Source organism: Sporolactobacillus laevolacticus DSM 442 (genome assembly GCF_000497245.1).
Lineage (GTDB): Bacteria > Bacillota > Bacilli > Bacillales > Sporolactobacillaceae > Sporolactobacillus > Sporolactobacillus laevolacticus.
The window spans coordinates 1-26,998 of the sequence record NZ_AWTC01000009.1 but is presented as its reverse complement, the minus strand read 5'-3'; the positions used below and the strand labels follow the sequence as shown (position 1 = coordinate 26,998).

The following is a 26,998-nucleotide window of genomic DNA, read 5'->3' as shown; positions in this document are numbered from 1 at the left end:
ATCACTTAGCAGCGGACACATTCTCTAGACCCTTGCCATGCTGCAGCTGGTACATATTAAAATACAACCCGCCTTTTTGTAACAATTCTTGATGCGTGCCGCGCTCAACAATTTCTCCACGATGCAAAACAAGAATTTGATCTGCATCCTGAATGGTGGATAAACGGTGAGCGATCGCGATCGTTGTCCGTCCCCTTCTCATCTTGGACAGTGCAAGTTGAATTGCTTCTTCGGTCTCGGTATCCACGCTTGCTGTGGCTTCATCAAGGACAAGGATCTTTGGATTTTGTGCCATTGTTCGAGCAAATGAAAGCAATTGACGTTGCCCACTTGAGAACGTAGCGCCTCGTTCGCCAACTGGCTCATGGTATTGGTTCGGCAATTTTTCTATAAACTTGTCTGCCTGAACGAATTCAGCTGCTTCTTTTACTTGTTCTTCCGTGATTTGATTATGACTGAGCCGAATATTATCTGCGACATCCCCGACAAACATGAACGAGTCCTGGAGCACCAGTCCGATTCGATTTCGCAGCTCATCATCAGAGAATCCGGTGAGTGGCTCACCATCGATAAAGACACCGCCGCGTTCAATCGGATAAAAACGCATCAGTAGGTTAATAATCGAGCTCTTCCCGCTCCCGGTGTGGCCGACAAGCGCTACCGTTTCACCAGGATTCGCAGTAAAGGAAATATGCTTCAACACATCAGTTTTACCGTCATAAGAGAAGGTCACGTCACGGAATTCCACACGACCTTCTTTTACAGCTGGACTTGAGTCTCCCTGTTGAACCGGAGCCATCCGTTCATCATCAAGGAGCCCAAAAACACGTTCTGCTGATACCATAGCTTGTTGGAAAATGGTCAATTGTTGCATAATCTGGTTAATCGGATCAAAGAAACGATCAAGGTAATTAATGAACGCGTATAAAACACCAATTTTCACCACATTATCAAACGATTGAATGCCAAAGAAACTTAGAATCATCATCAAGCCGATTAAATAAACGGAATAAACAGCGGAACGAAGCATTAAGCTGTTTAACCGTACACTCTTAAGCATCGCCGTCTTATGATCATGATTGATTTGACCAAACTCATTTCTCAATCGTTTTTCCTGCCTCATCGCCTGGATCATAGCCATGCCTTGAAGCGATTCATTTAACTTTGCGTTTAATTGACTAAGCTTCACCCGGGTCACGCGATAAATTTTAGAACTGAGTGTACGATATACCCACATTAGAACGATAAGAAAAGGCATGAGAATAAAACAGATCAGAGCTAGCCGTACATCAAGGAAAAACATACCTGCAAAGATGCCAATCATCATGATTGTGCTGTTGACGATTGTTGATAGCACGGTAACATATAGATCTTTAATGGTTTCCGTATCGTTTGTAATTCTTGAAACAAGGCTCCCACCTGGTGTCTGATCAAAAAAGCGCAATCCTAAATGCTGAACCTTAGCGAAAACTTCGACACGCATGATCTGAATGATATTTAGAGCAATCTTTTGAAAAGAAAGCACTTGGTAATAATTAAATAGCGCCGAAATCGCATATAAGCCTACGAATGACACTGCCAGAAAGACAAGAGGCTGTACAGGGAACACACGTGGTGTCAAATAGTTATCAATGAACACCTTCATAACAATTGGACCGAGCACATCCGCCCCAGTGGCGATCAGCAAAACAATAAAAGTGATTGCGACCTTTCTCTTGAAATATTTCAGGTAGGACAGCAATCTTTTCATGACGTAGCTACCGGAAAGATGTGTTAAATTCTGTTCCTCGTTCATGCCTTACCTCCTCCTTCCGAAACCAGCGATTCAAGCTGCTGATGCGCGTACATCTCAGCGTACCATCCATGCTTTTGAATCAATTCTTCGTGTGTGCCTCGTTCAATGATTTTCCCCTCATCAAGTACGATAATAAGATCGGCATGCTCAACTGCACTTAAGCGATGCGCAGAAATCAATGTAGTCTTGTTCTGGCGTTCCTGTTTCAGCGCCTGTAGAATTGACACCTCGGTACGTGCGTCGACAGCAGAAAGCGAATCATCGAAGATCAGTATCTCCGGATCGGCAAGCAAAGCCCTGGCAATGGAAATGCGCTGCTTCTGTCCGCCGGAAAGTGTCACCCCGCGTTCACCAACAACCGTCTTATACCCTTCTTTAAAATGGAGAATATCTTCATGGATGCTTGCAAGCTTTGCGACACGCTCAACCTCTTCTTGTGTCGCCTCCGGCTTTGCAAATGCAATATTTTCAGCAATCGTCGCTGAGAACAAGATATGGTCCTGCGGCACATAACCGATTGCGCTTCGCAACGCTTCCATGGTCACATCACGGATAGCAGTTCCGCCAATGCGGATCTGGCCATCTTTGATATCAAATTCACGCAGAATCAGACGCAGCAAAGTGGTTTTGCCCGCTCCTGTTTTTCCAACGATGCCCAGCGTTTGGCCCTGTTCAATAGTGACATCAATGTTTGATAACACATTTGAACCACTCTCCGGATAATGAAAATTACTGATGTTATATTCAATTGCACCGCTTGGTACTTGAGTCGATGCCCCCTCAAGATCTGTGATTTCCGGTTTGACCGCAAGAAGCCGGCGAATTCGGTCATAAGACGCACTTCCACGTTCAACAATATTGAACAGAAAGCCAAACGCCAGCATTGGCCAAACCAGCTGTCCAAGGTACAAGGTGAAACTGGTCAGGCTACCAATCGTCATCGTGCCTTCGACAACATACTTGGATCCAAAGATAAGTGCAAGAAAATAGCAAAAAGCGACAATAAACGTAATGGTAGGATCAAAAAGTGAATCCACTTTCGCCACAGCAATATTTTTATCCACAACATCCTTCGAAGCTTTTCGGAATACATTGATCTGCGCATCTTCTTCGCCAAACGCTTTGATTACGCGGACCCCCGACACATTTTCCTGAACCTTGTCATTCAGATCGGAAAAAGCAGCCTGCGCTTTCCCAAAACGTTTATGCAAAAGCGATCCATAGTGCATGGTCAGCAGAACCATAATCGGCATCGGTAAGAGCGTGATTAAGGTAAGTTTCCAGCTTATAAATGCCGACATCGTTACGATGACCATGGCACCCATCGTCATGGAATCCACAAGAGTTAGAATTCCTTCGCCTGCCGCATTTTGAACTGCGCTGATATCATTCGTCGCATGCGCCATCAAGTCTCCAATGCGTCTTTTCTGAAAGAAGTTTGGTGACAGCTTCGTAAAATGCTTATATAAATCATTTCTCAGCTGATTTGCTAGAATAATTGAGGATCCGAAGATCAGCTGCCTCCACAAATAACCGGTACAATAATAAACAACGCCTATAATCACTAAAAACAAAATCCATTTGCCAAGAATAAATGATGATAAGCTTCTCGTTCTGATGTCATCCACGATGACTCCAACAACGTAAGGCGGAAGTAAGGAAATAAAGCTGGAAAGCATGAGAAAGACAATCCCAAAAAAGTATTTCAACCGCTCCTGCTTAAAAAACCACCATAAATCAATAAAAATGCGCACGCGACTACCTCCTTGTTAAAACAACAACTCTTTTTACGGCACAAAAAAGCCACAGGAGAACAGAATTGCTCTTCTCCAGTGGCTTATAAAGACATGAAAAACCGCTAAACTTCAGACGGTTAGATCGTCAAAAATGCCGAGGAAAAGAGGTGAACGCCAGGTGATCACCGGCGGGGTTAACAAACATCTTGCGTACTCCGAAAACCGCTGTATGTGATACTCTCATGACGTTCACCTCCATCCTATTTGAAATCAATGTAGCCATTATATAATTATTTCCAATTGAAGTAAACCCTGAATTGAAAGAATCTTATCAGAATTTAAATCAATTCTTTCCGAATCCTCACTCATTTTCGTGTCATCCGATGCATTTACAGGAAACACGCTGAACCCATATTTATTCTCACAACTGAAATTTTTGATACCGTCCGCTATAATAATTAGTGTTCTGTATCTATCCTAGCATGAAAAGAAAGGAATTCCGTTATGTCTAAATCACTTGTTTTGGCTGAAAAACCAAGTGTCGCTCGCGAAATTGCGCGTGTGCTCGGCTGCCGAAATGCAAATCGTTCATTTATTGAAGGCGATCGATATGTCGTCACTTGGGCGCTCGGCCATCTGATCGAATTAAAGATGCCTGAGGAATACGATAATAAATACAAAACCTGGCGTCTTGAAGACTTGCCAATCATTCCGGATCAAATGGAAATTAAGCCAATCAAACAGACTCGAGGACAGTTCCAGGCCATTCAGAAACTTGCGAAGCGTCAGGATCTCAGCGAATTGATTATCGCAACTGACGCAGGACGTGAAGGAGAACTGGTTGCCCGTTGGATCATTGAAAAAATTAACTGGCATAAACCCATTAAAAGACTGTGGATCTCATCACAGACAGATAAGGCAATTCGTACAGGATTTAACCAGTTAAAACCGGCAAAGGACTATGATAAACTGTATCATTCTGCAGTCTGTCGATCAGAGGCGGATTGGCTGATCGGATTAAATATTTCACGGGCACTGACAACAAAGTACAACGATTCGCTTTCTGCCGGCCGTGTACAAACGCCGACACTTTCCATGATTCTGAATAGAGAACAAGCAATCCAAGCATTCAGGCCTGAGCCGTACTGGACGCTACATATCGATCTGGGAGATTCACTGGCAACATGGCAGCGAGGAGATCAATCAAGGATCACATCGCTTAAAGAAGCTGAAGCAATAAAAACAAAGATAATCGGACAGGATGCGATTGTTCAAACGCTCTCAGTCAAAACGAAGCATGAAAAGCAGCCGCTCCCCTATGATCTGACTGAATTGCAGCGCGATGCCAATAGAAAATTCGGTTTTTCTGCCAAAAAAACATTGAACGTGCTTCAAAATCTCTATGAGCATTATAAAATCGTCACCTACCCGCGCACGGATTCACGCTATCTCACGCATGACATTGCCTCCACTATGCCTGAGCGTCTTAAAGCGATATCTTCCGCTTATGGCGATGTGACACGGCCGATCCTACATCGGCAAAATGGCAAAGTGCTGGCTGCTTACGTCTACAATGATGCGAAAGTCAGTGACCATCATGCACTAATTCCTACAGAAGAACCGGTGTTCATGAGTGACTTATCCGAAGATGAGCGCCAGCTTTATGATATGATCGTACGCCGGTTTCTTGCCCTTTTCTATCCCGAATACAGCTTTCAAAGCCTGCGCGCTGAATTAAACGTCAATGGAGAAACGTTTATTCTCAAAAAAAGCACACAGATTGAGGCTGGTTTTAAGCAGCTTACTGCTTCTGCCTCAGAAAAAGGTGTGGCAAACAGGACACACTTGGAGAAAGGACAGAAATTGCCGATCAAAAATGTTCGACTCGATGAGAAGATGACAGAACCGCCTGCACGTTATTCAGAAGCAGATCTGCTGACGAAAATGGAAAAATACGGGTTGGGTACTCCCGCGACTCGTGCAGATATTATTGAGAAGCTGCTGCAAGCTGAATCTATTGATCGTGTAAGCGGACACCTGCGTCCTACTGGAAAAGGCAAACAGCTGATTGACTTAGTGAACCAAGACCTCAAATCTCCTGAATTAACAGCACAGTGGGAACGCCAGCTGGAAGAAATCGCCAAAGGGCATGGGAATCCGAAACAGTTTATGGAGAACATTCGCAAACAAACGATTCAACTTGTTCGCGAAGTCAAAGAAAGCGAACAATCCTATAAGATCCAAAATCTCACTGGTTCTAAGTGTCCCGAATGCGGATCCCCGATGAAGGAAGTTCGTGATCGCGATGGCGGCCGCGTTCTCGTCTGCATCAATCGTGAGTGTGGCTTTCGAAAACGTAAAGATCCTAAACTCTCAAACAAACGCTGCCCGCACTGTCACAAGAAAATGGAGATGCACCATGGAAAAGCAGGTATCTACTTCCAGTGCCGAACATGCGGTATTATTGAAAAAGCGGACCAGACAAAGAAAAAAGCAGATAAAAGAGAAACGCGCCGATTACTGAATAAACTAAACAGCAGCAGCGAACCAATAGGAAACAGCCTGGCGGATGCGTTGAAGTCCGCAATGGACAAAAATAAAGACTAGAAAACTCGGCTTCATTAAGCCATTTAGACATGAGAAACATTCACTTTAAAAAAATTTAGTGGGCAATAAACCTAGATCATTAAATGTGGTTTTCCAAATGATCTGATAAGGTGGATATTATATGCTAAAGACCTGCTTTTCCAACGTCGATCCTTACCAAACAAAGATGTTGGCTTAACGGCCTTGATGACATTGCCCTTACAATGAAGTTTGAAAAACAAATCGCCGCTCGCGAAAAAAGCTAGGTCATCTTTTACTTTTGACTCCCCTATATAATCAAAACTGCACAAAAAAACAACAGGCAGCATCTCCAGATATATGGAGACGTTGCCTGTTGTCGTTTTACAAATACTTCGATCATCAATATTTATTCGTTTTCAGTATTGTTCTGTCGCATCGTATCTTCGCGCATCTTTAATTGCTCCGTCAGCCAGCCACTCTTAACACCCCAAATATAGAACACAAAGCTGAACACAGCGATAACTAGGAAGTCATAACCAAACGGAATAATATCTTGACCGCCAAACTTACTGCTTCCAATCCAGGACATGATAACCATAAATCCAAGATATGCCATCAGCCAGACACCGGCTTTGAAATCCTTAGCAAACCCTTTGAATTGAGCTTTTGCCTGATAATAGAAGTAAATAGGCAACCCAACGATAACGATGAACGTTACTTTTCCAGTAAGGGGCCAAGTCGCCCAATAATAGATCATGGAACCGGCAATAAATGCAAGCGGTGCAATAATATGCATCCCCTTAATGCGAAGCGGATTGTTGATGTCCTGACCGAAACGCCGGAAGACCATGACACAGATTGGGCCTGTAACGTAAGAGATAAGCGTCGCTACCGAAATAACACTTGCAAGCGAACCCCACCCACGGAATAGGAACAAGAATAGATAAGAGACACCAAGATTAAGCCACATAGCTGCACGTGGAACGCCAAATGCACGATTCACTTTGCCAAACACTTTAGGAAAATACCCATTTCTTTCCATACCGTAAATCATGCGTGCAGTCGTTGCTGTATACGTCATACCCGTTCCGGATGGTGACACAAACGCGTCAGCAAATAATAACAGAACAAGCCAGTTCAATCCAAGTGCCATAGCTAGATCTGCGAATGGTGAACTAAGGTTGAGATGTGACCAGCCATGCGCCAGCATATCTGGTGTCACGCCACCAATAAAAGAGATTTGTAACAAAACATAGATTACTCCGGCAATAAGTATCGAACTTATAACAGCAATCGGAATGGAACGTCCCGGATTTTTTGCTTCACCTGCTAAGTTAATCGGGCTTTGGAAGCCGTTAAACGCAAATACAATACCCGAAGTTGCAACTGCAGTCAATACACCGGACCAGCCGTTTGGCATAAATCCTCCATGCTGTACTTCGACAAAATTCTGACCGTGAAATCCTACAAATAGAATACCTACTATTGCGCAGGTAGGAATAATAAACTTAAAGACGGTAATCGCTGAGTTGACTCTCGCAAATAATTGAACTGTAAAATAGTTCACTAAAAAATAAATGAAGACGAGAAATCCCGCCACAAAAAGACCTGTTGCTGTCAATTCAGTACCATTGTACAGTCCATGTGCCCAATCAAATTTCCAGGAGCTTAGATATTGTGCAGAAGCAACCGCTTCGACTGGAATAACGGAAACAATGGCGATCCAGTTCGCCCATCCAGTAATAAATCCAACTAATGATCCGTGAGAAAATTGGCCATATCTGACCATGCCGCCTGTTGCCGGGAACAAAGATCCTAATTCAGCAAAAGTGAGTCCGATTAAAAGAATCAAAACCATGCCAATAACCCATGAGTAGATCGCTGCCGGTCCTGCCACACTTGCGGCTTTCCATGAACCAAAAAGCCAACCGGAACCGATGATCGAGCCTAGTCCAGTCATGGTTAAGGAAAAAGTACGCATTTCACGGCGCATTTTATTTTTCATTGTTCTTCACACCTTCTGTTTTCTTATATCTATTTGCGCCAAAAATATTTAGTTTTTCAATCTATATCTAAAAAAACAAAAAAGGCCTCTATTACCTTTGTTCAACATGTTCATAAACTTAGGCAAAAACGGACTCGTCTGAGATCAAAAGTGTCTCTCTAACCGGTTCAGTTTCAGTAGAAGACGGTAGCAAAAAAGTGATCTTTTTCACAATCAAATCAAACTAAAAAACAAGGTTCATTAGTTATCACTGCATAAATAGCCAAAATGGAATCTGAACTTCCCCATGTTCTTTTTAAAATAGACACACCCTAAATACAAATTTTTAAAGTCCTTTCCTGATATTCACGAATCCTAACGCACTAGAAGGGTAAAAGAAGAAATATCGTTATGTAACGATAGATCTTCTAATAACCTTCATGTCGTGCGATACTTTAGTTCATCATAGAGAAAATTTAACCTTAATTGATCTCATCATAGGATTGAAAAAGCCTAAATTTCCGCGCGCTTTTTAAGTTATGATTTACATTATAACGATTTCTTCACAATTCTTCAAAAAAATTTCGACAGCAAGAGAAGATTAAAAGGATAATTAAACCGAAAGAATCGCGAAAAAAACCGATCAATGTCGCACATTAGAATCTAATTTTTTGATTTAACCTGATCCACCTATTTCCAAATTAATTAAAAATAATACCCCCTTGAATAGATTACTCAATGGGGGTATTTTCATCAGTTTAATAATTATTGAACAGAACAACAATTGGGTCACACTGCGCTTTCAAGCTTTATTTATTATACGGTATGCATTTGTTGAACTGTTTTTTTCAGATCGGGTATGCAAGATAACACGATTTCGGCAAGCGCTTGATAACCCTTCGCGGTCGGATGCAGACCGTCCTCGTTGATCAATTCACTAAAATTTCCTTTTTTCTTAAACGCTGATCGCACATCGATCAATGACGCGCCGGTTCTGCTGCAGAGATCTTTCAATGCGCGGTTATACATGCCATGCCAATGCTCAATCCCACCGCACATACTGATCCAGTGACCGATGGAATGGTTATAGTGCTTCATCAGTGATTGATAATACCTCGCAGGATCAAGTGGAAGCAGGCTCAAAATAACAGGAACAGCACCTGAAGCAGAAATCCGACGAATCATTTCCGAAACATTTGCCAAATAACGGTCGAGAGGTACGATCGGTATATGCTCTGAGTCGGGAAGCTTTGCCACTTGATCCCAAGGAAAATTACAATCGTTTCCTCCGATATTTATCAAAACAAGATCGGGGTGCTGGTCGAGAACATCGCGATCTAATCTTTTTACGAGTAAATCGGAGTTATCATTGAAAACGCCTTTATTAACGACCTCATCCTCGTCACCAAGGAAACGCTGCAATAGTGCAGGATAATTTTCTCTAATAATCTTGAATCGTCCTCGTACGAATGTAATGCCTCGCGTTACACTGTCACCAAAGCAGATCATTTTCAAAACCGCTCACCTCTTAAAATTGCCGAATCAACACATATTCGAACATTCGGCATAGTTTTACTTGCCTACATACTAACAAATCAGCGGCGGATTTTACAGTAAATCATGAGAAATGATTCACTTTTTTGAAAAGAAAAGGTTGGTTGTGATTTTTCTTGATGATTTGTGCTTCATTTTCTCGAAAATCTGATAAAGCACTTCTGCAAAGATTAATCCCATTGCAATTGCCCCAGAAAGCACAAAGGCCTTTTCTGCAAAATAAATAGCAACATCGAAATGATTATCAACTGCCCTACTCATAACCGAATAAGTTAATCCTCCAGGAACAAGAGGAATGATCCCTGAAACACTGTACAAAATCACTGGGTTTTTGCATACTCTTGCAAAAATCTGACTCATGATTGCGATGACAAGTGATGCTGCAAAAGTAGCTGCAAAATCATTTCCACTGTATTGGAACAGAAAAAAATAGATCAGCCAAGCAATCATACCGATGAGACCGCCATGCAACAGTGGTTTCATCGGTATATTAAAGATAATTCCAAAGGCGCAAGTTGCCAAATAACTAGTGACAGCCTGAATGGTGATGACAATGAATAGATGCATCCCTTATCCACCTCAACCAAGCATAATGGCAGAGGTTACACCAATACCAATTGCAAAGGCAGTGAGCCCCGCTTCTGCGCTTTTTGAGAGTCCTGCTACTAAGTCACCTGACATAATATCGCGAACTGCATTCGTAATTGGAACACCAGGAACAAGAGGCATCACAGCACCGATGATGATTTTATTCATCTCTAAACCTATTCCTAGTTTTACACTGAATAATGCAATCAGGCCGATGATGATCGACGACATAAATTCCGAAAAGAATTTTACCTTTGCCAGTTTGTGGAAATAAATCATTCCCGCCTGTCCCGCTCCTCCGGCAAGAAAAGCAGGCAGCAAATCCTGCAATTGTCCGAGAAACATCAGCAAAAAACAGCTGCTCGCTATTGCAGCAGCCAAAATCTGCAGACTATTTGAGTAGGCTACCTCAGAATGATCGATCTGGCGCAACAGACGATGCAATTCTTTAATGGAGACTTCTCCTAAAGCAACTCTTCTTGATAAAGTGTTAACCTGCGTCACCTTACGTAAGTTTGTCCCTCTCTGGTTAATCCGCACCAGCTGCGTCACATCATGATCCTCAATGGAAAAAATGATGCCTGTCGGTGTCACAAAACTCTGCGCGTCGTGCACCGCGTAGCTTTTCGCGATTCGGTTCATCGTATCTTCAACTCGAAATGTTTCCGCTCCGTTTTGAAGTAAGATTTTCCCCGTCAGAACACAAACCGCCGCAACTTCATGCACAAACCCTTCCCTGCTTCCTCTCGTTTGAAACGAGCTTAAGAAACCATTCATTTTTCACGACTTCTCTCTCTTTTTTTGAGTATGCTCATTATAATATGAGCCTTCATCTATAACAAGACTTTCACATTGTTTTAAAAGATGAAAATGTCAAACAAACAAAACCATGCTATAATTAATTGATGTGAAAATCACTGTTTCGTCATTCTATGCCGCTTGACGCAAGTGATTTGAGTAAAATGGCTTCATCACGTCGATACTTTTAATGCATGTTCATCAGCAGAAAAATGTGACATGTTTTTCGTCCAGAAATGTTGATTGGGCAGACATTGGGACTATCGATTTGTTTTCAAATTTGAGAGGAGTGTTTTACACTAATGGTCAAACTCGTATTGATTAGGCACGGTCAAAGTGCTTGGAACCTTGAAAACCGGTTTACCGGCTGGACTGATGTAGACTTAACGGAACAAGGCGAAGCAGAAGCTACAGAAGCTGGAGAAATCCTGAAGAAGAACGGCTTTACTTTCGACCAAGCCTATACTTCTGTACTTACAAGAGCTAACCACACACTTTGGAATGTTCTTCATGCCCTAAACCTGACCTGGATTCCTGTTGAACACTCATGGCGTCTGAATGAACGTCACTACGGTGCTCTTCAAGGTCTGAACAAAGCAAAAACCGCTGAAAAATATGGTGCTGAACAGGTACATATCTGGAGACGTTCTGCTGACATTAAGCCGCCGGCTCTTGAAAAAGACGACGAACGCTTCGTTGCTCAGTTGAACGACCCAAGATACGCGAATCTTCCAGAATCCGAACAGCCATTAACTGAAGATCTTCTGGACACAGTTGATCGCGTACTCGTTTACTGGAATAACGAGATTGCACCGCAAATCAAGGCAGGCAAAAAAGTGATCATCGCCGCTCACGGCAACTCACTTCGCGCCCTTGTTAAGCACCTTGACAATGTCGATGCAGATACCATCGTTGGCTTGAACATTCCTACAGGCACACCGCTTGTTTATGAATTGGACGACGATCTTAAGCCGCTCAATCGCTACTATCTGACTGCAGACGGCCCAAGCGATAAAGAAGTGCTTCCTTCAGCAGAAACAAAATAAGGATGCTGTAAAAAAACACTCCAACGGAGTGTTTTTTTTGCCTTTAATTATTTTTATCTGAAGGTGTTAAAAAAAGATCCCCCGAATCTCAGGAGACCGATTATGGATTTGATAGCGAATAAAATCTCAAACAAATGTTGTTCACATTTACAGCCGTGATGGGCAATCCGGCTAACCCAAGATTTTATTAATCCATATCAATATAACTGGGTAACCATGCAAGGTGCAAAGTATTATGATGGGCATTTAACAACTCATAACATTGATATTGTAAACCCTTTCTTCATAAATGTAAAGGCTATCATTTTTTATTTTCCACATTATTGACCAATCCAAATGATCTGAACCAGAGCTATAGAGCGCGTCTACTCATTCGATAAGTGCCTTCATACTTTGTGAGACTGTACTGAATTGTTGTGCGGTATACGCTCTGCAGTCTGATTTTTGCCACTGATTTTCATGACGGTGTAGCCTGCTGCCGAAACTGCATCAAATAGAACGTCTTCAAGCAGGTTCTGTTGCATATGCACAACCGCCTCTCTTTTATCCGGATTCACTTTCGCATACACCCCCGGCACAGAATTCAGTTTATTTTCAATGTGTATGGCACAATTTTTGCAGGTCATCCCATCAATTTCTAAGACGGTTTCAAAAGGATAGTGATTTAGATTTCGATCATGTACTTTGATTTTTCTTACAGTTTTCTCATCGATACCACAGCATCCGGATTTTAATCTTTTACGCGTGCTGCGAAGCGCCAGAAAACTCAATATAATAAGGATTGCACAAATAAACACTGTCGCCATGTTCACAGATCCTTTCTTCTTACTCCGCTATTCTTTTCGTATCATCATTTTAAGTTCAGACAATGTAGGCTTTTGTTTTGCTTCAACCGCCACTGCGCACTGACGATTCATGGCATTCTTTCGTAAATCTTTTATCGGACATGCACCGCTTAGACCACAATCTGTGCACGCACTTTTATTTCTCCTGACGTAACGGATTGCCAACGCGTATAGAGAGATTAAGAGAAGTAAGACAAGTATTGTGGGTAAGTTCATACGCGCACCTCCTTATAAGCATGAATAAATTCATCGTTCATGAATCGAGAGCATTTCCTATGGATCAACTTAAATGTAGTGCTCCGCTACACTCGAGCACTTGTGTGAGTGAGTGATACCTTCCGTTCTCCTGGAGCAGGACGAACAAGTAAGAAAATAACGCCCGCAATAAGAATAATTGCAAGAATGGGGCCGAGACCAAAACCTTTTCCAAGGAAGAACACACTGCCTAATTGATAGACAACAAATGCGATGCTGTAACCGAGCAAGGTCTGGTAACCGAGAGCAATCATCGTCCATTTAAAGCCGCCCATTTCTCTGCTGGTCGCGCCAATAGCTGCAAAACAAGGCGGGTTAAAGAGATTGAATAACATAAATGAGAGTGCGCCGACGCTGGTAAACATTGAACCGACACCAGCAATTAATGCCTGAGTATTCGCTCCATCAGAAACGCCATTCAGTACTGCCAGAGTTCCGATCGCATTTTCCTTGGCAACCAGAGCACTGATCGTTGCTACTGCGCCTTTCCACGTCCCAAAACCTAGTGGTGCAAAGAACCAGCTAATTAATTGACCAACGGAAGCGAGCATGCTTTGATTGATATCATCAACCATGCGTAAGTTCCATCCAAAAGAAGAGAGGAACCAAATGATTCCGCACGCGATAAAAATAACCGTTCCCGCTTTGACAACAAAGTGTTTTCCACGTTCCCACATATGAATAAGCACGCCTCTTAGAGATGGCAGGCGATATGCCGGTAATTCCATTACAAAAGGTGCCGGATCACCCGCAAACAGCCTTGTCTTTTTAAGAATAATTCCTGAAATAGCGATCATTGCGATGCCGAGGAAGTACATTGCCGGCGCAATCCATGTTGACTTTGGGAAGAACGTTGTAACAATCATTGTGATAATTGTAAGCTTAGCCCCGCACGGGATAAATGTTGTTAGCATGATCGTCATCTTGCGATCCTTTTCATTTTCAATGGTACGTGTTGCCATTATTCCTGGTACTCCGCATCCGGAACTGATTAGAATTGGAATAAACGATTTCCCGGATAATCCAAAGCGACGGAATATCCGATCCATGATGAAAGCGACCCTAGCCATGTAGCCGGAGTCCTCTAATATTGAAAGGAAGAAAAAGAGAATAAGCATTTGGGGAACAAAGCCTAAAACAGTTCCCACCCCACCGATAATGCCATCCACGATTAAGCTCTGAAGCCAAGCTGCCGTGCCAATTGCTGATAATAGATAGGCCGCGCCTTCAGTAATCCATCCGCCAAATAAAGTATCATTTGTCCAATCGGTGACCATCGTTCCCAATGTTGTTACGGAGATATAATATACCAGCCATATGATGCCCGCGAAAATGGGAAGTGAAAAATAACGATTGGTGACAAACCGATCAATTTTGTCGGATGCCGTCATTGTTTTCTCCTTCTTATGTACCGTCTCATTCACAATACGTGAAATGTAATCATACCGTTCATTTGTGATGATTGATTCACTGTCGTCTTCAAATTCCTGCTCAATGCCAACAATGATATTTTCCAGGCGCTCCTGAATCTTCTGAGGCAGACGACAATCGGCTAACACCTTTTCATCGCGTTCAAAGAATTTAACAGTAAACCAACGCAAACGTTCTTGTGCTACATGATCTTTTATGAGATTGGTAATATTTAAAAGTGGAACTTCAACCTCTTTGCTGAATTCGTGCTTTAACACACTTGTTTTGTTGCTTTGAGCCAGCTCAATCGCTTTTTCTGCTGCTTCCATTAAGCCGATTCCCTTAACAGCGGACGTTTCAACTACTGCGCAGCCCAGCAGAGCACCTAACTTTCTCACATTGATTCGATCTCCGGACTTTTTCACGATGTCCATCATGTTCAAAGCAATCACAACAGGAATTCCCAGTTCCACTACCTGCGTCGTCAAGTAAAGGTTCCGTTCCAGATTTGTTCCGTCGACAAGATTAATAATGGCGTCCGGTCTCTCGTTAATCAAATAATTACGGCTGACAACTTCTTCAAGCGTATAAGGAGAAAGTGAATATATTCCTGGAAGATCAGTGATAATTATATCTTTATGTCCTTTCAACTTCCCTTCCTTTTTCTCAACTGTTACGCCTGGCCAGTTTCCGACATATTGGCTGCTTCCTGTCAAAGCATTGAACATTGTCGTCTTGCCGCAATTCGGATTCCCGACTAGCGCAATCCTATACTTCATTTCCATCTCTCCTCCCAGTGCATTGAGTCACAATTCATTAGGGTTTTTCAATCAGTTCAATACTATCTGCTTCGCTCTTGCGGATAGAAAGCTCGTATCCGCGCACAGTGATCTCTATTGGATCTCCAAGAGGCGCAATTTTACGGACAAAAATTTTCGTACCTTTTGTGATGCCCATATCCATAATTCTTCGTTTAAGAGCCCTCTCGCCCTTGAGGCGGCCAACAAAAACAGTTTCCCCAGGCTTTACTTCTCGAAGTGTTTTCATCCTATACCATCCTCTAATCCGATTAAAAGGTCATAACGCGCCTTGCCATGACTTTACTGACTGCTAATCTTGTTCCTTTAATGTTCACTATGACATTTCCATTCATCTCAGTAATGACAGCTATTTCCGCGTTCTCAACAAATCCTAAATTGCTCAGAAAACGACGTGTCTCATCCTTACCGCAAACACATTTCACCCGAACACGTTCACCAGCGTGGACCATGCTTAACGGAAGTTGCTGACTACACGATGATGCCTGAGTAGGCCGATGGCAATCTGATACATGTGAATTGTTTTGAACTACTGCATCTGTATTCTCCATTTAAGTTCTCTCCTCACTGTTTATGTAATCGAACACTTTTATCGTATCGAATAGACTGCTCGTTTTATGATTCATGGGGCAAGATAAGTATTTTCTCTGAAGAAAAGAAAACATCATATTTGATAATGATAATTGTTTTCAATTAAATTGTAGTTGATCTAGCAATCATTAACAATAAAAATTTATGAATTTATCGTGACAGTCAGTGACATGCTGATTATCTTCTACATTTTACGACGTAAAATCTCTTAAATACCGATAATTAAACAAAAAAGATGAAATAAGTAGATAAATTGCAACATATATATTTACAAACGTGTTTGATCAACCTATGATTTTCTTGGGAGGCTTGGAAATGTCAGGCAATAGCAAATCAACGGAATTTGATTTTAAGCGAATGATCGATCAGATACTTGACGCAATTATCATCCTAAATAGAGAAAAAATTGTATATTCAAATCGTGCTGCAAACAAACTTTTATCCTTTGATGAAAACACACCTCTTTGCGGTTTATCGCTTGGTCTTTTTATTGACCCATCGGATATGCCGATTTTTCGCCGCCATCTGGAAGAGATCTGTTCGAACAAGATGAGTACTGTAACTTTCGCACTCTCCATTCAGTCAAGTAAAAATAATAAAATCCCATCGGAAATCACATGCCATCCTTTTTGGGATCATGAACAACAAATGGTTCAGATTACGATCCGTGACATTAGCGATCGCAAAGCCGTTGAAGAGAGCATGAGACAATCAGAAAAACTCTCGGTTATCGGCGAACTATCAGCAGGCATTCTTCATGAAATAAGAAATCCGCTCACATCCATTAAAGGTTTTCTGCAATTAATGGAAAACAGTTCACAAGTCAATATGGATTATATGCGAATTATCATGCGAGAAATTGTACAAATTGAGAAAATCACCAATGAACTTCTCTACTTTACCAAACCGAAACGTGAACATTTTACTCAACTTGACCTGTCGGAAATTGCACAGGAAACAATCAGTTTATTCGAAACGCAGGCAATAAAACAGCAGACTGAAATGAAAATTTCCATGAACGGTGAGAACCATCTTTCTTTTGGAGACCGCACACAACTAAAGCAAGTATTTGTCAACCTAATTAAAAATGCTCTCGAGGCAATACCCGCCGGTGGAAATATTGTTATAAACCTCTGGTCAGCCGATCAAGAAGAACATGTAACAATTAGTGATACAGGCAAGGGTATACCTGAACAGGCCTTTCAAAACCTAGGAAAATCTTTCTTCACTACGAAAGCCACTGGAACGGGGCTAGGACTGATGGTCACGTACACCATCATTAAAAACCACAAAGGAAAGGTTACTGTTGAAAGCGAGGAAAACAAGGGTACAACCTTTCATTTAATCTTCCCAAAAGCACATAGATAAAAATCTCCCTTCGGCTTATGCCAAGGGAGATTTCTGTATATAGTCAGTTTTGATAATAAGCAACTATGCCCTGTTCATCATCACATTCTAACCGAAGTGAGGCTGCATAGGGATCCGCGCCCTTTTCTGTCTCAATCCAAAAGCGGATAGCTTCAATGATGTTTGCTTCAATCAAGATTTGCTTCCGTTCACCTAAATAGGCTTCGGCGGAGAACCCATAATCATCATCAAACATCAATTCTATCTGAATCTCATTTGGAGATAACCCTTTCTTACTTGCGAGATGAAGACATAATGCGTTTACAATATCCTGCTCAGAAATCGTTATCTCTTCCATGGATTAGAATCCTCAGATCTGTTTTTTCGTGAACGGTTCGTAAAGCTGGTGATGAGATATCGAATCAGAGCGAGCACAACCAGAATAGCAATAATATTGATCAGGAATCCGGCCATCATGCCAAATCCGCCAAAATGGGAAAGCAGACTGCCAAACAGAAGTCCGGATAATCCTCCGAAAATCATCCCGCGCATGAAACTGCCGCCCGTAAAATTTCTCGACGTAGTTGCTGTCCGGCTATTCTGAGTCCTATTCTGCCTGTTTCCAAAGAACGAGTTTGTGCCGCTTCCACGGTTCGACTGAAAGCTCTTTACACCGGATCGGTATCCTTTCGCGCTTACCTGTTGATCGGTTTGATGAAAAACAAAGTTGCCGGCAGGTGTAAAAATCAATGCCAGAGCAAGAAAAACTGCCATTATTTTTTTCATTGGATGACTAACGCCTCCTGTCCTCTTCTATAATCATTTATACGGATTCATGTACAAAAGGTTTCAAAACCAAAGCAAACGGTTACTTAGACTTATTGAAATTGCGTTCAACCCTTTCATTCTTGTTCCAAAGCTGTCTGCAATCGGTTTAGCGCATCCTTTAGCAGCCAGCGCGGACAAGCAAGGTTAATCCGTACAAACCCCTCACCTTCTACACCAAAAGTATACCCTTGATTAAGCGCGATCTTAGCATCGTGCAGAAAAAAACGCTGCAATTTTATTTTATCCCAACCCAAGTGACGGCAGTCAATCCATCCCAAATAAGTTCCTTCCAGTGGGACCATATTGAGATCGGGGATATGCTTCTGTAGATAATTCGATACGAAATCCGCGTTCTGTCTAATATACTCCAGGCATTGCTCCAGCCATTCACTTCCATAGGAATAAGCTGCTTCCGCCGCGACCGCTCCGAGCGAATTGGGTTCGCTCAAGCTGAACCTACTCACTTGTTTTTTGTAACGTTTTCTTAGGGCTGGATCTGGAATAATAATATTTGAAATCTGAAGTCCGGCAAGATTAAATGTCTTGCTCGGTGCAGTGCATACAATCGAATGAGCAGCTGCAGCTTCCGACAAGGTCGCGAAAGGCACATGTTGATGGCCTTGAAAAACAAGGTCACTATGAATTTCGTCAGAAATGACCAGCACATCGTATTTCAGAGCGAGCTCTGCTACGGTCGCAAGTTCTTGTTTCGTCCAAACACGACCAACAGGATTATGTGGTGAGCACAGGATCATTAAAGTAACCTTAGGATCCGATAGCTTATTCTCCAGATCCGAAAAATCCATAGTATAACGACCATTTGAATAAATGAGTGGATTTGTCACTAATTGACGATTTTGATTTAAAACCGCTTTTGAAAATGGAGGATATACCGGAGGCTGAATAAGCACCTTGTCTCCTTCTTCCGTAAAACCGTCAACAATCAGATTAAGCGCAGTGACAATTCCAGGACTGTGGCAAATCCCTTCCTTTTCAACAGGCCAATGATGTCGGTCTGACATCCATTTTTGCACGGATGAAAGATAGCTGTTTGAACTAGCCGTGTATCCATAAATACCATGGCTGATTCTTTTTTTTAGCGCTTCCGTAATTTCAATGGGCACTTGAAAATCCATATCGGCTACCCATAAAGGCATTAAATCTTTTCCTCCGAATATACGATCAGCTTCATCCCACTTAATTGATGCTGTTCCTTTCCGGTCAATAACTGAGTCAAAGTCGTATGTATGCGCCATTGATTCACACTCCTCAAAAATTTTGATTGTTCATTTGTTGGATTCCAGCGATTAATGTTTCAATAGCTTTCCTTTTTTTTCGGATCTTTGTTTCTTCAGCTTCAAGTGCTGCTTGTTGAATCAACAATTCTTTAGATACATGATCAATTAACATCTGGGACCCACAGCCATTTTCACTTTTCATCTCAAATAATTTTTTGACTGTTTTTAGCGATAAACCAAGCGATTGCATTTCTTTAATTGTTCGAAAATCATCGAGTTCTCTCTGACCGTAAATTTTATAAAAACTTGGTTTAATTGGATGAATCAGCGCCAAGTCTTCGTAATGACGAACGGTATCTTTAGTGGTTCCGCATACTTTCACAAACTCACCGATTTTCATTTTTGCAGCCCCTTTTCTACTTGACATGGGGTAAACCCCATCCTTTTAAATAATACCTGATAACAACTAAGGGGGAATTACAGATGATTTCAGGGAGTCTACTGATGATCTATTCAATACTTTGTATCCTAACAGGACTATACTATTTTAAAAAAAGAATCCGAAAATTTTCGCTCTATTTTTTTCTAGTTACCCACAGTAACTGCTTCATATTATCAGTGTTCATGTTACTTTATAAGGTACCATTTTGGTTGACAATTCCACTGTTTATACTTGTATTGGCAAGTCGCTTATTGAATGGCTTAGCGTTTTTTCATCGTGTGCATGTAAGCCACCATATTTTATCAGCTATTTTATTTATCACGATTGTCATGCTTCAAATAGTAAATATCTGAGGTATTCAAGTCACTTTAATACCACAGAAGGTCCCAGAGCTAATTTCATATATTCTTATTAAACGCTTTGGGACATAGAATAGCCCCCTCACCATGTTTATTCATTATTATTTTAGCACTGCTTCCTTTTTGATGAAAAAGATCTGCATCACCGATTGATCTCTTGACTTCAATTCGGTGCTTGAATATAATGGTGTTAATTATAACGAGCGTTGACAGGGAATAGTAAACAGTGAAAAGCGCAAGAGAACGGCACCCATCGGCTGCAAGGTGCCCCCGTATCTTTCACGTTGAACCTACCCTTGAGCTGTCTGGCCAAAACCAGATCGTCGTCTTCACGATACGAAGTTCTGAGAGAGCATGGCAATTAGGCTGTGCTAACAAAGGTGGTACCGCGGGTAAAGCCTCTCCCCGTCCTTTTATTAAGGATGGAGAGAGGCTTTTTTAGATGAGAGGGATTGCTTATGGAAACAAAAAGAATTGTCATTAAAATTGGCAGCAGTTCACTGACCGATGCCCATGGACAATTGGACCGTATGAAACTCCATGATCATGTCAATGCGATTGCTGAATTAAAGGCAAATGGCCATGAAGTCGTGATCGTTTCTTCAGGTGCGGTCGCAGCCGGTTATTCCGGATTGGGTTATCCTTCGAGACCGGTAACGATCGCTGGAAAACAAGCCGCAGCCGCTGTTGGTCAAGTAATGTTACTGAACAATTATGCGGATGCTTTCCGAAAACATGGATTAACGATTGCACAACTTCTACTCGCTCGTCAGGATTTTGAACGGCGTGAACAAATGAGCCATGCCTATTCTGCACTTAGTGAGTTACTGAAGCGTTCAGTTATTCCCATTATCAATGAAAATGATTCTGTTTCACTCGCAGAGTTGACATTCGGTGATAACGATATGCTTTCAGCATTGGTCAGTGGTTTAATTCATGCCGATTTTCTCGCCATTTTAACGGATGTAAATGGATTATACGACAAGAATCCCAACCAGTATGAAGATGCCGTACGCTATCACTTTCTTAAAGAGCTTCCTGATCACTTACTTCGCGAAACAAGCGATGCTTCCGGTTCAAAAGTTGGAACAGGTGGCATGAAATCGAAATTACGCGCTGCACGCACTGCACTATCACTCGGTGTACGTACATTTATTGGAACTGGCAACGGGGCAGACAAATTGGTGAAAATTATTAATGGCGAAGGCGATGGTACCTATATTGGCACTGAAAGCCTTAAGCCTGCGCTAAAAGTTTCCAAGCAGTGGATCGCGCTCCACTCACCAATATCTGGGAAGATTGAAATTGACGACGGGGCAGTGCATGCATTGATGAACGAAGGCAAAAGCCTGCTTCCAGCCGGTATAAAACAAATCAGTGGCCATTTTCTAGCTGGTGAAGTCATTCAAATCGTAGATCAACAAAACCACGTTCTTGGAAAAGGCCAAGTCAACTATTCATCAGAACAACTGGATGAAATTAAAAGTTTGCCAAGTATGCGCGCTATGGATCTGGTTAATGTCTGCCATCCCGAAGTCGTGCATCGCGATAATTGGGTTCCCTGGACGGCAGTACTTCGTCCGGTGCCAAACGAAAGGAGAAATGGATGATGAACGATATAATAAAAGAGAATGAACTTGTTTATAAAGCAAAACAGGCAAGGACAGCAGCACAATCTCTTGCCGCAAAATCAACCGAACAAAAAAACAATGCCCTACGAACCATTGCAGCGAATCTACGTGCAAAAACTGCAATGATTCTTTCAGCAAACCAGATTGATATTGAACGTGCGAAGAGAAACGGTATGAACGAGTCACTATTGGATCGCCTAATGCTGAATACGGATCGGATTGACTCAATGGCAAACGCTTTGGAACATCTCGCTGATTTGCCGGATCCGATCGGAGATGAATTGGAGAGTTGGGAGCGTCCAAATGGACTGCACATTAAAAAAATACGTGTACCGATTGGTGTTGTCGGAATGGTATATGAAGCGCGTCCAAACGTAACTGTCGATGCCGCCGGACTTTGCTTAAAAACAGGGAATGCGGTTTATTTAAGAGGCAGCGCATCCGCGTTGGATTCAAATAAGGCGATTGTTTCTGTTATTCGTGAAGCACTCAACAACTCTGATCTTCCAGAAAATAGTGTCCAGCTTCTGGAAGATACAAGTCACGAAACCGCAAATGAGTTTTTCAGGCTTAATGGTATGATCGATGTGTTGATTCCGCGTGGCAGCAGCCGGTTAATCAAGACGGTCATCCAACAAGCGAGCATCCCGGTTCTGGAAACCGGAGCCGGTAATTGCCATGTATTTATCGACGAAACGGCGAAGCCGGAGATGGCTATCAGTATCGTGTTGAATTCCAAAACGCAGCGTCCTTCTGTCTGCAATACAATTGAAACCGTCATTGTTCATGATCATTGGTTCAGTACCTATGGACATGCGCTGATTGATGCGCTACGCACGGCGCAAGTAGCATGTCGGATTGATCCGATTGTGGCTGATCTATTCCCTGATCTCCAGGTTGCGACAGAACAAGATTGGGCAACCGAATATCTTGATAAAATCATTGCTGTTAAAATCGTTAAGACTATCGATGAAGCGATTTCCCATATCAATAAATATGGCACACAGCATTCGGAATCAATTATTTCAGAAGACAAGCAGCATGTTGCGCGCTTTTTCCAGTTCGTTGACGCATCAACCCTTTATCATAACGCCTCAACGCGGTTCACTGACGGCGAAGAATTTGGTTTTGGGGCGGAAATCGGCATCAGCACTCAAAAGCTACATGCACGCGGCCCAATGGGGCTTGTCGCTCTAACAAGTATTAAGTATCTTGTCGAAGGCAACGGGCAGATACGAAAATAATCTATGCTTTATTTGAAAAGACAGCTTCTCCTTTAACGGGAGAAACTGTCTTTTTCAATACCTATCCATTAAAGATCAGAAACAATGAGATAAGCGACTTTAATAGGACCATGAACACCAACAACCAGACGCATTTCGATATCCGCGCTATTACTTGGTCCTGAAATAAAGTTGATATAGGATGAAAGGTTTTGCCCTTTTTGCACGCGATCTTCTACCATCTGCATCGCTTGGGTCAGCCTTGGCACAATCAGGCTTTGCGGAACAATCACAATAGATGTTTCAGGAAGAAGACTGACAGATCTTGCTTTGTTCTTGTCGGTAAAAAGTCCAGCTGATGCCGATTCTGCGAGCATGACGTCACAAATGGACAGCCCGATGTTTGCCTCTGCAGCTTTTTCAATAGTCACATGCCCATCCGTATAGTCCCAGGAGTAAATTTTGTACTTCTCTAATACCTCTGTGAGTCCAAATTCAGTAAACCTTGGGTCCTTCGTCGCCACAATTTTTCCTGCACCATAGTCGGTAATGATTTGATCCAGTTGTCTGGCTATGGCTTTCGAGGTTGTTTGATAGACTTTCGTATGAATCGATTCACACGCCTTTTTCATCATATCAACAAGTTGATCAGAGGAGTAGTCCTGGTATACCGATTCTTGAGGTGTGTGCAGCCAGTGCAGCTTTTCAGGCACTTCTTTCGGTGTATGATGTAACTTTTCTGCTATTTTCTTAAGAAATGCATCCCGATTTTCGATCGTACCATTCATAATGGTTCACTCATTCCTTTGTCCTGACTGGTTTTCTTTTCTTGGTGACGTTTCTTAAACCAGTCTCTGAAATTATCATGGCTAGGTTCCGGAAGATCTCTCCCATGTGTCCATGGTTTCATTGGACCAGGTCCCTTAGGAATTGATCCGTCATGAACAAGTGGTTTAAGCATGATCGGTGCCATTTTTACACCCGTTTTAAACATGAATGGTGAAGATGCGCCAATGCTGAACCCCTTCATGGCTATTTTTTCCATGATCGGTGGATGTCCCCCGCCTTCGACGTATTTCTCACGATGGCGAATCAGCAATTTATGAAGCGGGATTTTAACCGGACATGCTTCCGTGCAAGCCGCGCAAAGGCTGGACGCATATGGCAATTTGCCGTATTCTTCGTATCCACCAAGAATTGGAGAAAGTACCGCACCAATTGGACCAGGATAAATCGAACCATAAGCATGACCGCCGATATGACGATACACTGGACATACATTGATGCAAGCAGCACATCGAATACAATGTAAAGCAGACTGAAACTCCGTGCCTAAGGCGTTTGACCTTCCTGCATCAACAATCACCAGATGATAGTCTTTGGGACTGTCTACCGCCTCTTGATCTGGCTCTGGTGTAATGTCAGTCACATAGGTTGTTAAGCGCTGACCGACTGAGCTCCGGCAAAGCAAGGAGACAACAACATCCAACTCTTTCCATGTCGGAACAAGACGCTCCATCCCCATAACCGTTATTTGTGTTTCAGGAAAGGTAGTGACCATGTTGGCGTTGCCTTCATTGGTAACAAGGCAGATGCTGCCGGAATCAGCCACAGCAAAGTTGCATCCGGTAATGCCAACATCAGCCTGTAAAAACTTTTTTCTCAGCGTCTTCCGCGCAAATCCAGCAAGTTCTTTCGGATCATCTGAGCCTTCATAGCCCAATTTTTTAAATGCGTCGCGAACCTGCTGCCGGTTTTTATGCACTGATGGAACAACGATATGCGATGGCCGATCTTGGTCAACCTGAAGGATAAATTCTGCAAGGTCTGTTTCCAGTACCTCACATCCTTCTTCAGTGAGCGCTTCATTCAGACTGATCTCTTCTGTAACCATAGATTTTGCTTTAACAATATGCTTCGCATTTTTCTCTTTGACAACTTTTTTAATATACTCACGGGCTTGTTCCGCAGTTTCTGCGAAAAAGACGTGTCCTCCTCGAGCAGAAAAATTATCACTGAGCTGTTTCAAATAGTAATCAAGATGATTCAGTGTATGTGCTCTTATCTCTTCACCAGAACTGCGCCATTCTTCCCAATCACCAAGTGCTTCGTCACCAACTGTAGCGCTCAACTTTCTTCCTCGGAGGCCGTCTTGAGCTGAAGAAACTGCGTTTACCATGAAAGAATCATGAATCGCCTTATCAACACCTTCAAAGAACGGTTGATTTCCGACTTTCATCGGCATAGCGCTCATCTCCTTCCGTTTGATGACTGTTCAGCACTTGCGCAATATGTAATACTTTGACCGGTTTACCGAGTCTTTTCATCCGCCCGCCAATATTCATTAGGCAGCTTGCATCAGCGCCGATAAGTACCTCGGCATCTGTTTCTTCGATATGGCGAATTTTCTCATCTACCATCTGTTCTGAAATGGGAAACATCTTGACAGAAAATGTACCGCCGAACCCACAGCAATCATAATTGTTCGGCAGTGGGACTAGGTCAAGCCCTTTTACATGTTTCAGCAATGTGTAGTGGGAATCACGTTCACCAAGTAACCGTGTCATATGGCATGATGTATGCAGAGTCGCTCTTGCATGATATTCAGCGCCAACATCTACTACACCAAGCACACGCACAATAAATTGAGTAAATTCGTAGGTTTTTTCTGCAATATTCTTTGCGCGTTCCTGCCACTCTGGTTCATCCGCGAAAAAATCAGGGTACTCATGGAACATCGCCGCACAAGACCCTGACGGGCAGACAATGTATTCCGAGTTTTCAAATGCTTTGATCATTTGTTTTGCTGGCCCTTTTGTATCCTTTGCATAACCGCTATTGTACGCGGGTTGACCACAACAAATTTGTCCTTCAGGGACATCCACTTCGCAACCGAGTCGCTCAAGTATTTCTGTTACATCTTTTAATACATCGACGTAAAACATTTCTCCTAAACATGTCGTAAAAAGAGAAACTTTCATCAGTCTCATCTTCTTTCTATTATCTTGTGACCTTTACCTTTAATTTCCTATTGATCTCTTAAGCTACTCATAGGTTAAAACCGTCACAATTTGATCACTCATCAATCACATTTTATACATATTTTAAAAAAGATCAACCCAGTTTAGCTAATTATGATTATTAATAAGTTATAGTGAATATGCGTTTTTTCTATTCGAAAATTTTCTCAGTACCATTTGGGCTTCATGAAACCTGACCATTTTCCGTGATCTGTTGCAATAACTCTTCTATTGGCTATAATTTCTTTGTATTATAAGAAAAACCAAGCTGCGCCTGTCCTTGGCTGCCACTTTTTATACGGCTTTAATTCACCAAACTTGTGCTTCAATGCCACTTCAGTTGCTCGCATCAACAATACTAGTCCTGCAGGAGTCTCGCATTTTCGTGTTTGAACCTAAATCATGGCGAGGTAATACCGATCACCCTAGTGACTAAGTCCAAAATTTTGTACTTTCTTTTCTTGTAAAAAAGGGGAATCCCTCTGAACTAAGAAATTCCCTTGAAAACCTCGATGTGCCTTTAAAGAACATCAAACATGTATAAAAAATAATAAACCCGCACACCTCTCGTTTCCAAGAAGTACGCGGGTTTCATTTGCCTGGCAGTGACCTACTCTCACAGGGGACGCCCCCAATTACCATCGGCCCGCTGCGGCTTTCGCTTGCCGGCGCATCTCTTCGTCATCTGTGCTCGCTCACATCCTCATGTAGTCACTACATTCCGATGCTCGCTCCCTTGTTTCCTCGACCTGCTTGGCCATCGAAACCCTCGCTGTGTCCTTTAATCATAAAGTATTATAAATATAACAACCCCGCGTACCTCTCATTTCTGAAAAGTACGCGGGGTTCATTTGCCTGGCAGTGACCTACTCTCACAGGGGGACAGCCCCCAATTACCATCGGCACAGAAGAGCTTAACGGC

The 26,998-nt window shown here is 42.4% G+C and carries 23 protein-coding genes; 5 read left to right on the top strand and 18 right to left on the bottom strand.

Going from position 1 to position 26,998, the window contains the following annotated elements; genetic code table 11:
- Position 1: 1 nt before the first annotated feature.
- A complete protein-coding gene (locus P343_RS28710) occupies positions 2 to 1,795 on the bottom strand; it encodes an ABC transporter ATP-binding protein (RefSeq protein ID WP_023510290.1) in 1,794 nt (597 codons plus the stop codon).
- Positions 1,792 to 3,549, bottom strand: a complete 1,758-nt coding sequence (locus P343_RS28705) for an ABC transporter transmembrane domain-containing protein (protein ID WP_023510289.1) — start codon at positions 3,547 to 3,549, stop codon at positions 1,792 to 1,794. Before P343_RS28705 ends, P343_RS28710 begins: the two co-directional genes overlap by 4 nt.
- Positions 3,550 to 4,035: 486 nt before the next feature.
- Between P343_RS28705 and P343_RS28700 the strand changes: the two genes are divergently transcribed.
- Entirely contained in the window at positions 4,036 to 6,138 is a 2,103-nt protein-coding gene (locus P343_RS28700) for a DNA topoisomerase III (protein WP_023510288.1), read from the top strand.
- A 367-nt stretch (positions 6,139 to 6,505) separates the two neighbouring features.
- Here the strand turns inward: P343_RS28700 and P343_RS28695 are convergent, their stop codons facing one another.
- The 4 genes from P343_RS28695 to P343_RS28680 form a co-directional block, all read right to left on the bottom strand.
- Positions 6,506 to 8,104 (bottom strand): APC family permease, encoded by a 1,599-nt coding sequence (locus P343_RS28695; RefSeq protein ID WP_023510287.1) that lies wholly within the window; start codon positions 8,102 to 8,104, stop codon positions 6,506 to 6,508.
- 795 nt (positions 8,105 to 8,899) lie between these two features.
- Positions 8,900 to 9,592, bottom strand: a complete 693-nt coding sequence (locus P343_RS28690) for an SGNH/GDSL hydrolase family protein (protein WP_422784811.1) — start codon at positions 9,590 to 9,592, stop codon at positions 8,900 to 8,902.
- A gap of 123 nt (positions 9,593 to 9,715) precedes the next feature.
- Positions 9,716 to 10,204 carry a threonine/serine exporter family protein gene (locus P343_RS28685; protein WP_023510285.1) on the bottom strand — a complete coding sequence of 163 codons (489 nt, stop codon included), beginning with the start codon at positions 10,202 to 10,204 and terminating at the stop codon, positions 9,716 to 9,718.
- Positions 10,205 to 10,216: 12 nt separating this feature from the next.
- Positions 10,217 to 11,002, bottom strand: a complete 786-nt coding sequence (locus P343_RS28680) for a threonine/serine exporter family protein (RefSeq protein ID WP_023510284.1) — start codon at positions 11,000 to 11,002, stop codon at positions 10,217 to 10,219.
- Between the two features lie 323 nt (positions 11,003 to 11,325).
- Here P343_RS28680 and gpmA point away from each other — a divergent pair, with 323 nt between their 5' ends.
- Complete coding sequence (gpmA, locus tag P343_RS28675; protein ID WP_023510283.1) at positions 11,326 to 12,069, top strand: 2,3-diphosphoglycerate-dependent phosphoglycerate mutase; 744 nt, start codon at positions 11,326 to 11,328, stop codon at positions 12,067 to 12,069.
- Between the two features lie 386 nt (positions 12,070 to 12,455).
- Here gpmA and P343_RS28670 read toward each other — a convergent pair whose 3' ends face one another.
- The 5 genes from P343_RS28670 to P343_RS28650 form a co-directional block, all read right to left on the bottom strand.
- On the bottom strand, positions 12,456 to 12,875 hold the full coding sequence (locus P343_RS28670; RefSeq protein ID WP_023510282.1) for a heavy-metal-associated domain-containing protein: 420 nt from the start codon (positions 12,873 to 12,875) through the stop codon (positions 12,456 to 12,458).
- A 27-nt stretch (positions 12,876 to 12,902) separates the two neighbouring features.
- Complete coding sequence (locus tag P343_RS28665) at positions 12,903 to 13,130, bottom strand: hypothetical protein (RefSeq protein WP_023510281.1); 228 nt, start codon at positions 13,128 to 13,130, stop codon at positions 12,903 to 12,905.
- Positions 13,131 to 13,216: 86 nt separating this feature from the next.
- The gene (feoB, locus tag P343_RS28660; RefSeq protein ID WP_031263967.1) at positions 13,217 to 15,358 is read right to left on the bottom strand and encodes a ferrous iron transport protein B; all 2,142 of its coding nucleotides are present in this window, start codon (positions 15,356 to 15,358) and stop codon (positions 13,217 to 13,219) included.
- Positions 15,359 to 15,395: 37 nt separating this feature from the next.
- The gene (locus P343_RS28655; RefSeq protein WP_023510279.1) at positions 15,396 to 15,626 is read right to left on the bottom strand and encodes a FeoA family protein; all 231 of its coding nucleotides are present in this window, start codon (positions 15,624 to 15,626) and stop codon (positions 15,396 to 15,398) included.
- 22 nt (positions 15,627 to 15,648) lie between these two features.
- On the bottom strand, positions 15,649 to 15,948 hold the full coding sequence (locus P343_RS28650; RefSeq protein ID WP_023510278.1) for a FeoA family protein: 300 nt from the start codon (positions 15,946 to 15,948) through the stop codon (positions 15,649 to 15,651).
- Between the two features lie 355 nt (positions 15,949 to 16,303).
- Here P343_RS28650 and P343_RS0118860 point away from each other — a divergent pair, with 355 nt between their 5' ends.
- The gene (locus tag P343_RS0118860) at positions 16,304 to 17,356 is read left to right on the top strand and encodes an ATP-binding protein (protein ID WP_023510277.1); all 1,053 of its coding nucleotides are present in this window, start codon (positions 16,304 to 16,306) and stop codon (positions 17,354 to 17,356) included.
- Positions 17,357 to 17,399: 43 nt separating this feature from the next.
- Here P343_RS0118860 and P343_RS28645 read toward each other — a convergent pair whose 3' ends face one another.
- The 4 genes from P343_RS28645 to P343_RS28630 form a co-directional block, all read right to left on the bottom strand.
- Complete coding sequence (locus P343_RS28645) at positions 17,400 to 17,693, bottom strand: YxcD family protein (RefSeq protein WP_023510276.1); 294 nt, start codon at positions 17,691 to 17,693, stop codon at positions 17,400 to 17,402.
- Positions 17,681 to 18,121, bottom strand: a complete 441-nt coding sequence (locus tag P343_RS28640; protein WP_023510275.1) for a hypothetical protein — start codon at positions 18,119 to 18,121, stop codon at positions 17,681 to 17,683. The genes P343_RS28645 and P343_RS28640 overlap by 13 nt, the downstream gene beginning before the upstream one ends.
- Positions 18,122 to 18,237: 116 nt before the next feature.
- On the bottom strand, positions 18,238 to 19,419 hold the full coding sequence (locus P343_RS28635) for a MalY/PatB family protein (protein ID WP_023510274.1): 1,182 nt from the start codon (positions 19,417 to 19,419) through the stop codon (positions 18,238 to 18,240).
- Between the two features lie 13 nt (positions 19,420 to 19,432).
- A complete protein-coding gene (locus P343_RS28630; RefSeq protein ID WP_031263965.1) occupies positions 19,433 to 19,801 on the bottom strand; it encodes a MerR family transcriptional regulator in 369 nt (122 codons plus the stop codon).
- 859 nt (positions 19,802 to 20,660) lie between these two features.
- Between P343_RS28630 and proB the strand changes: the two genes are divergently transcribed.
- Together proB and P343_RS28620 are read left to right on the top strand one after the other, a co-directional pair.
- A complete protein-coding gene (proB, locus tag P343_RS28625; RefSeq protein WP_023510272.1) occupies positions 20,661 to 21,812 on the top strand; it encodes a glutamate 5-kinase in 1,152 nt (383 codons plus the stop codon).
- A complete protein-coding gene (locus P343_RS28620; RefSeq protein ID WP_023510271.1) occupies positions 21,812 to 23,077 on the top strand; it encodes a glutamate-5-semialdehyde dehydrogenase in 1,266 nt (421 codons plus the stop codon). The genes proB and P343_RS28620 overlap by 1 nt, the downstream gene beginning before the upstream one ends.
- 68 nt (positions 23,078 to 23,145) lie before the next feature.
- Here P343_RS28620 and P343_RS28615 read toward each other — a convergent pair whose 3' ends face one another.
- From P343_RS28615 to P343_RS28605, 3 genes are read right to left on the bottom strand one after another with little or no spacing between them, the layout of a single operon-like run.
- Positions 23,146 to 23,844: a LutC/YkgG family protein gene (locus tag P343_RS28615; RefSeq protein WP_023510270.1), complete on the bottom strand. Its 699-nt coding sequence runs from the start codon at positions 23,842 to 23,844 to the stop codon at positions 23,146 to 23,148.
- Positions 23,841 to 25,301 carry a LutB/LldF family L-lactate oxidation iron-sulfur protein gene (locus P343_RS28610; protein ID WP_023510269.1) on the bottom strand — a complete coding sequence of 487 codons (1,461 nt, stop codon included), beginning with the start codon at positions 25,299 to 25,301 and terminating at the stop codon, positions 23,841 to 23,843. The genes P343_RS28615 and P343_RS28610 overlap by 4 nt, the downstream gene beginning before the upstream one ends.
- Positions 25,267 to 26,037, bottom strand: coding sequence for a (Fe-S)-binding protein (locus tag P343_RS28605; RefSeq protein ID WP_023510268.1), 771 nt, complete (start codon positions 26,035 to 26,037; stop codon positions 25,267 to 25,269). Before P343_RS28605 ends, P343_RS28610 begins: the two co-directional genes overlap by 35 nt.
- Positions 26,038 to 26,998 lie beyond the last annotated feature (961 nt).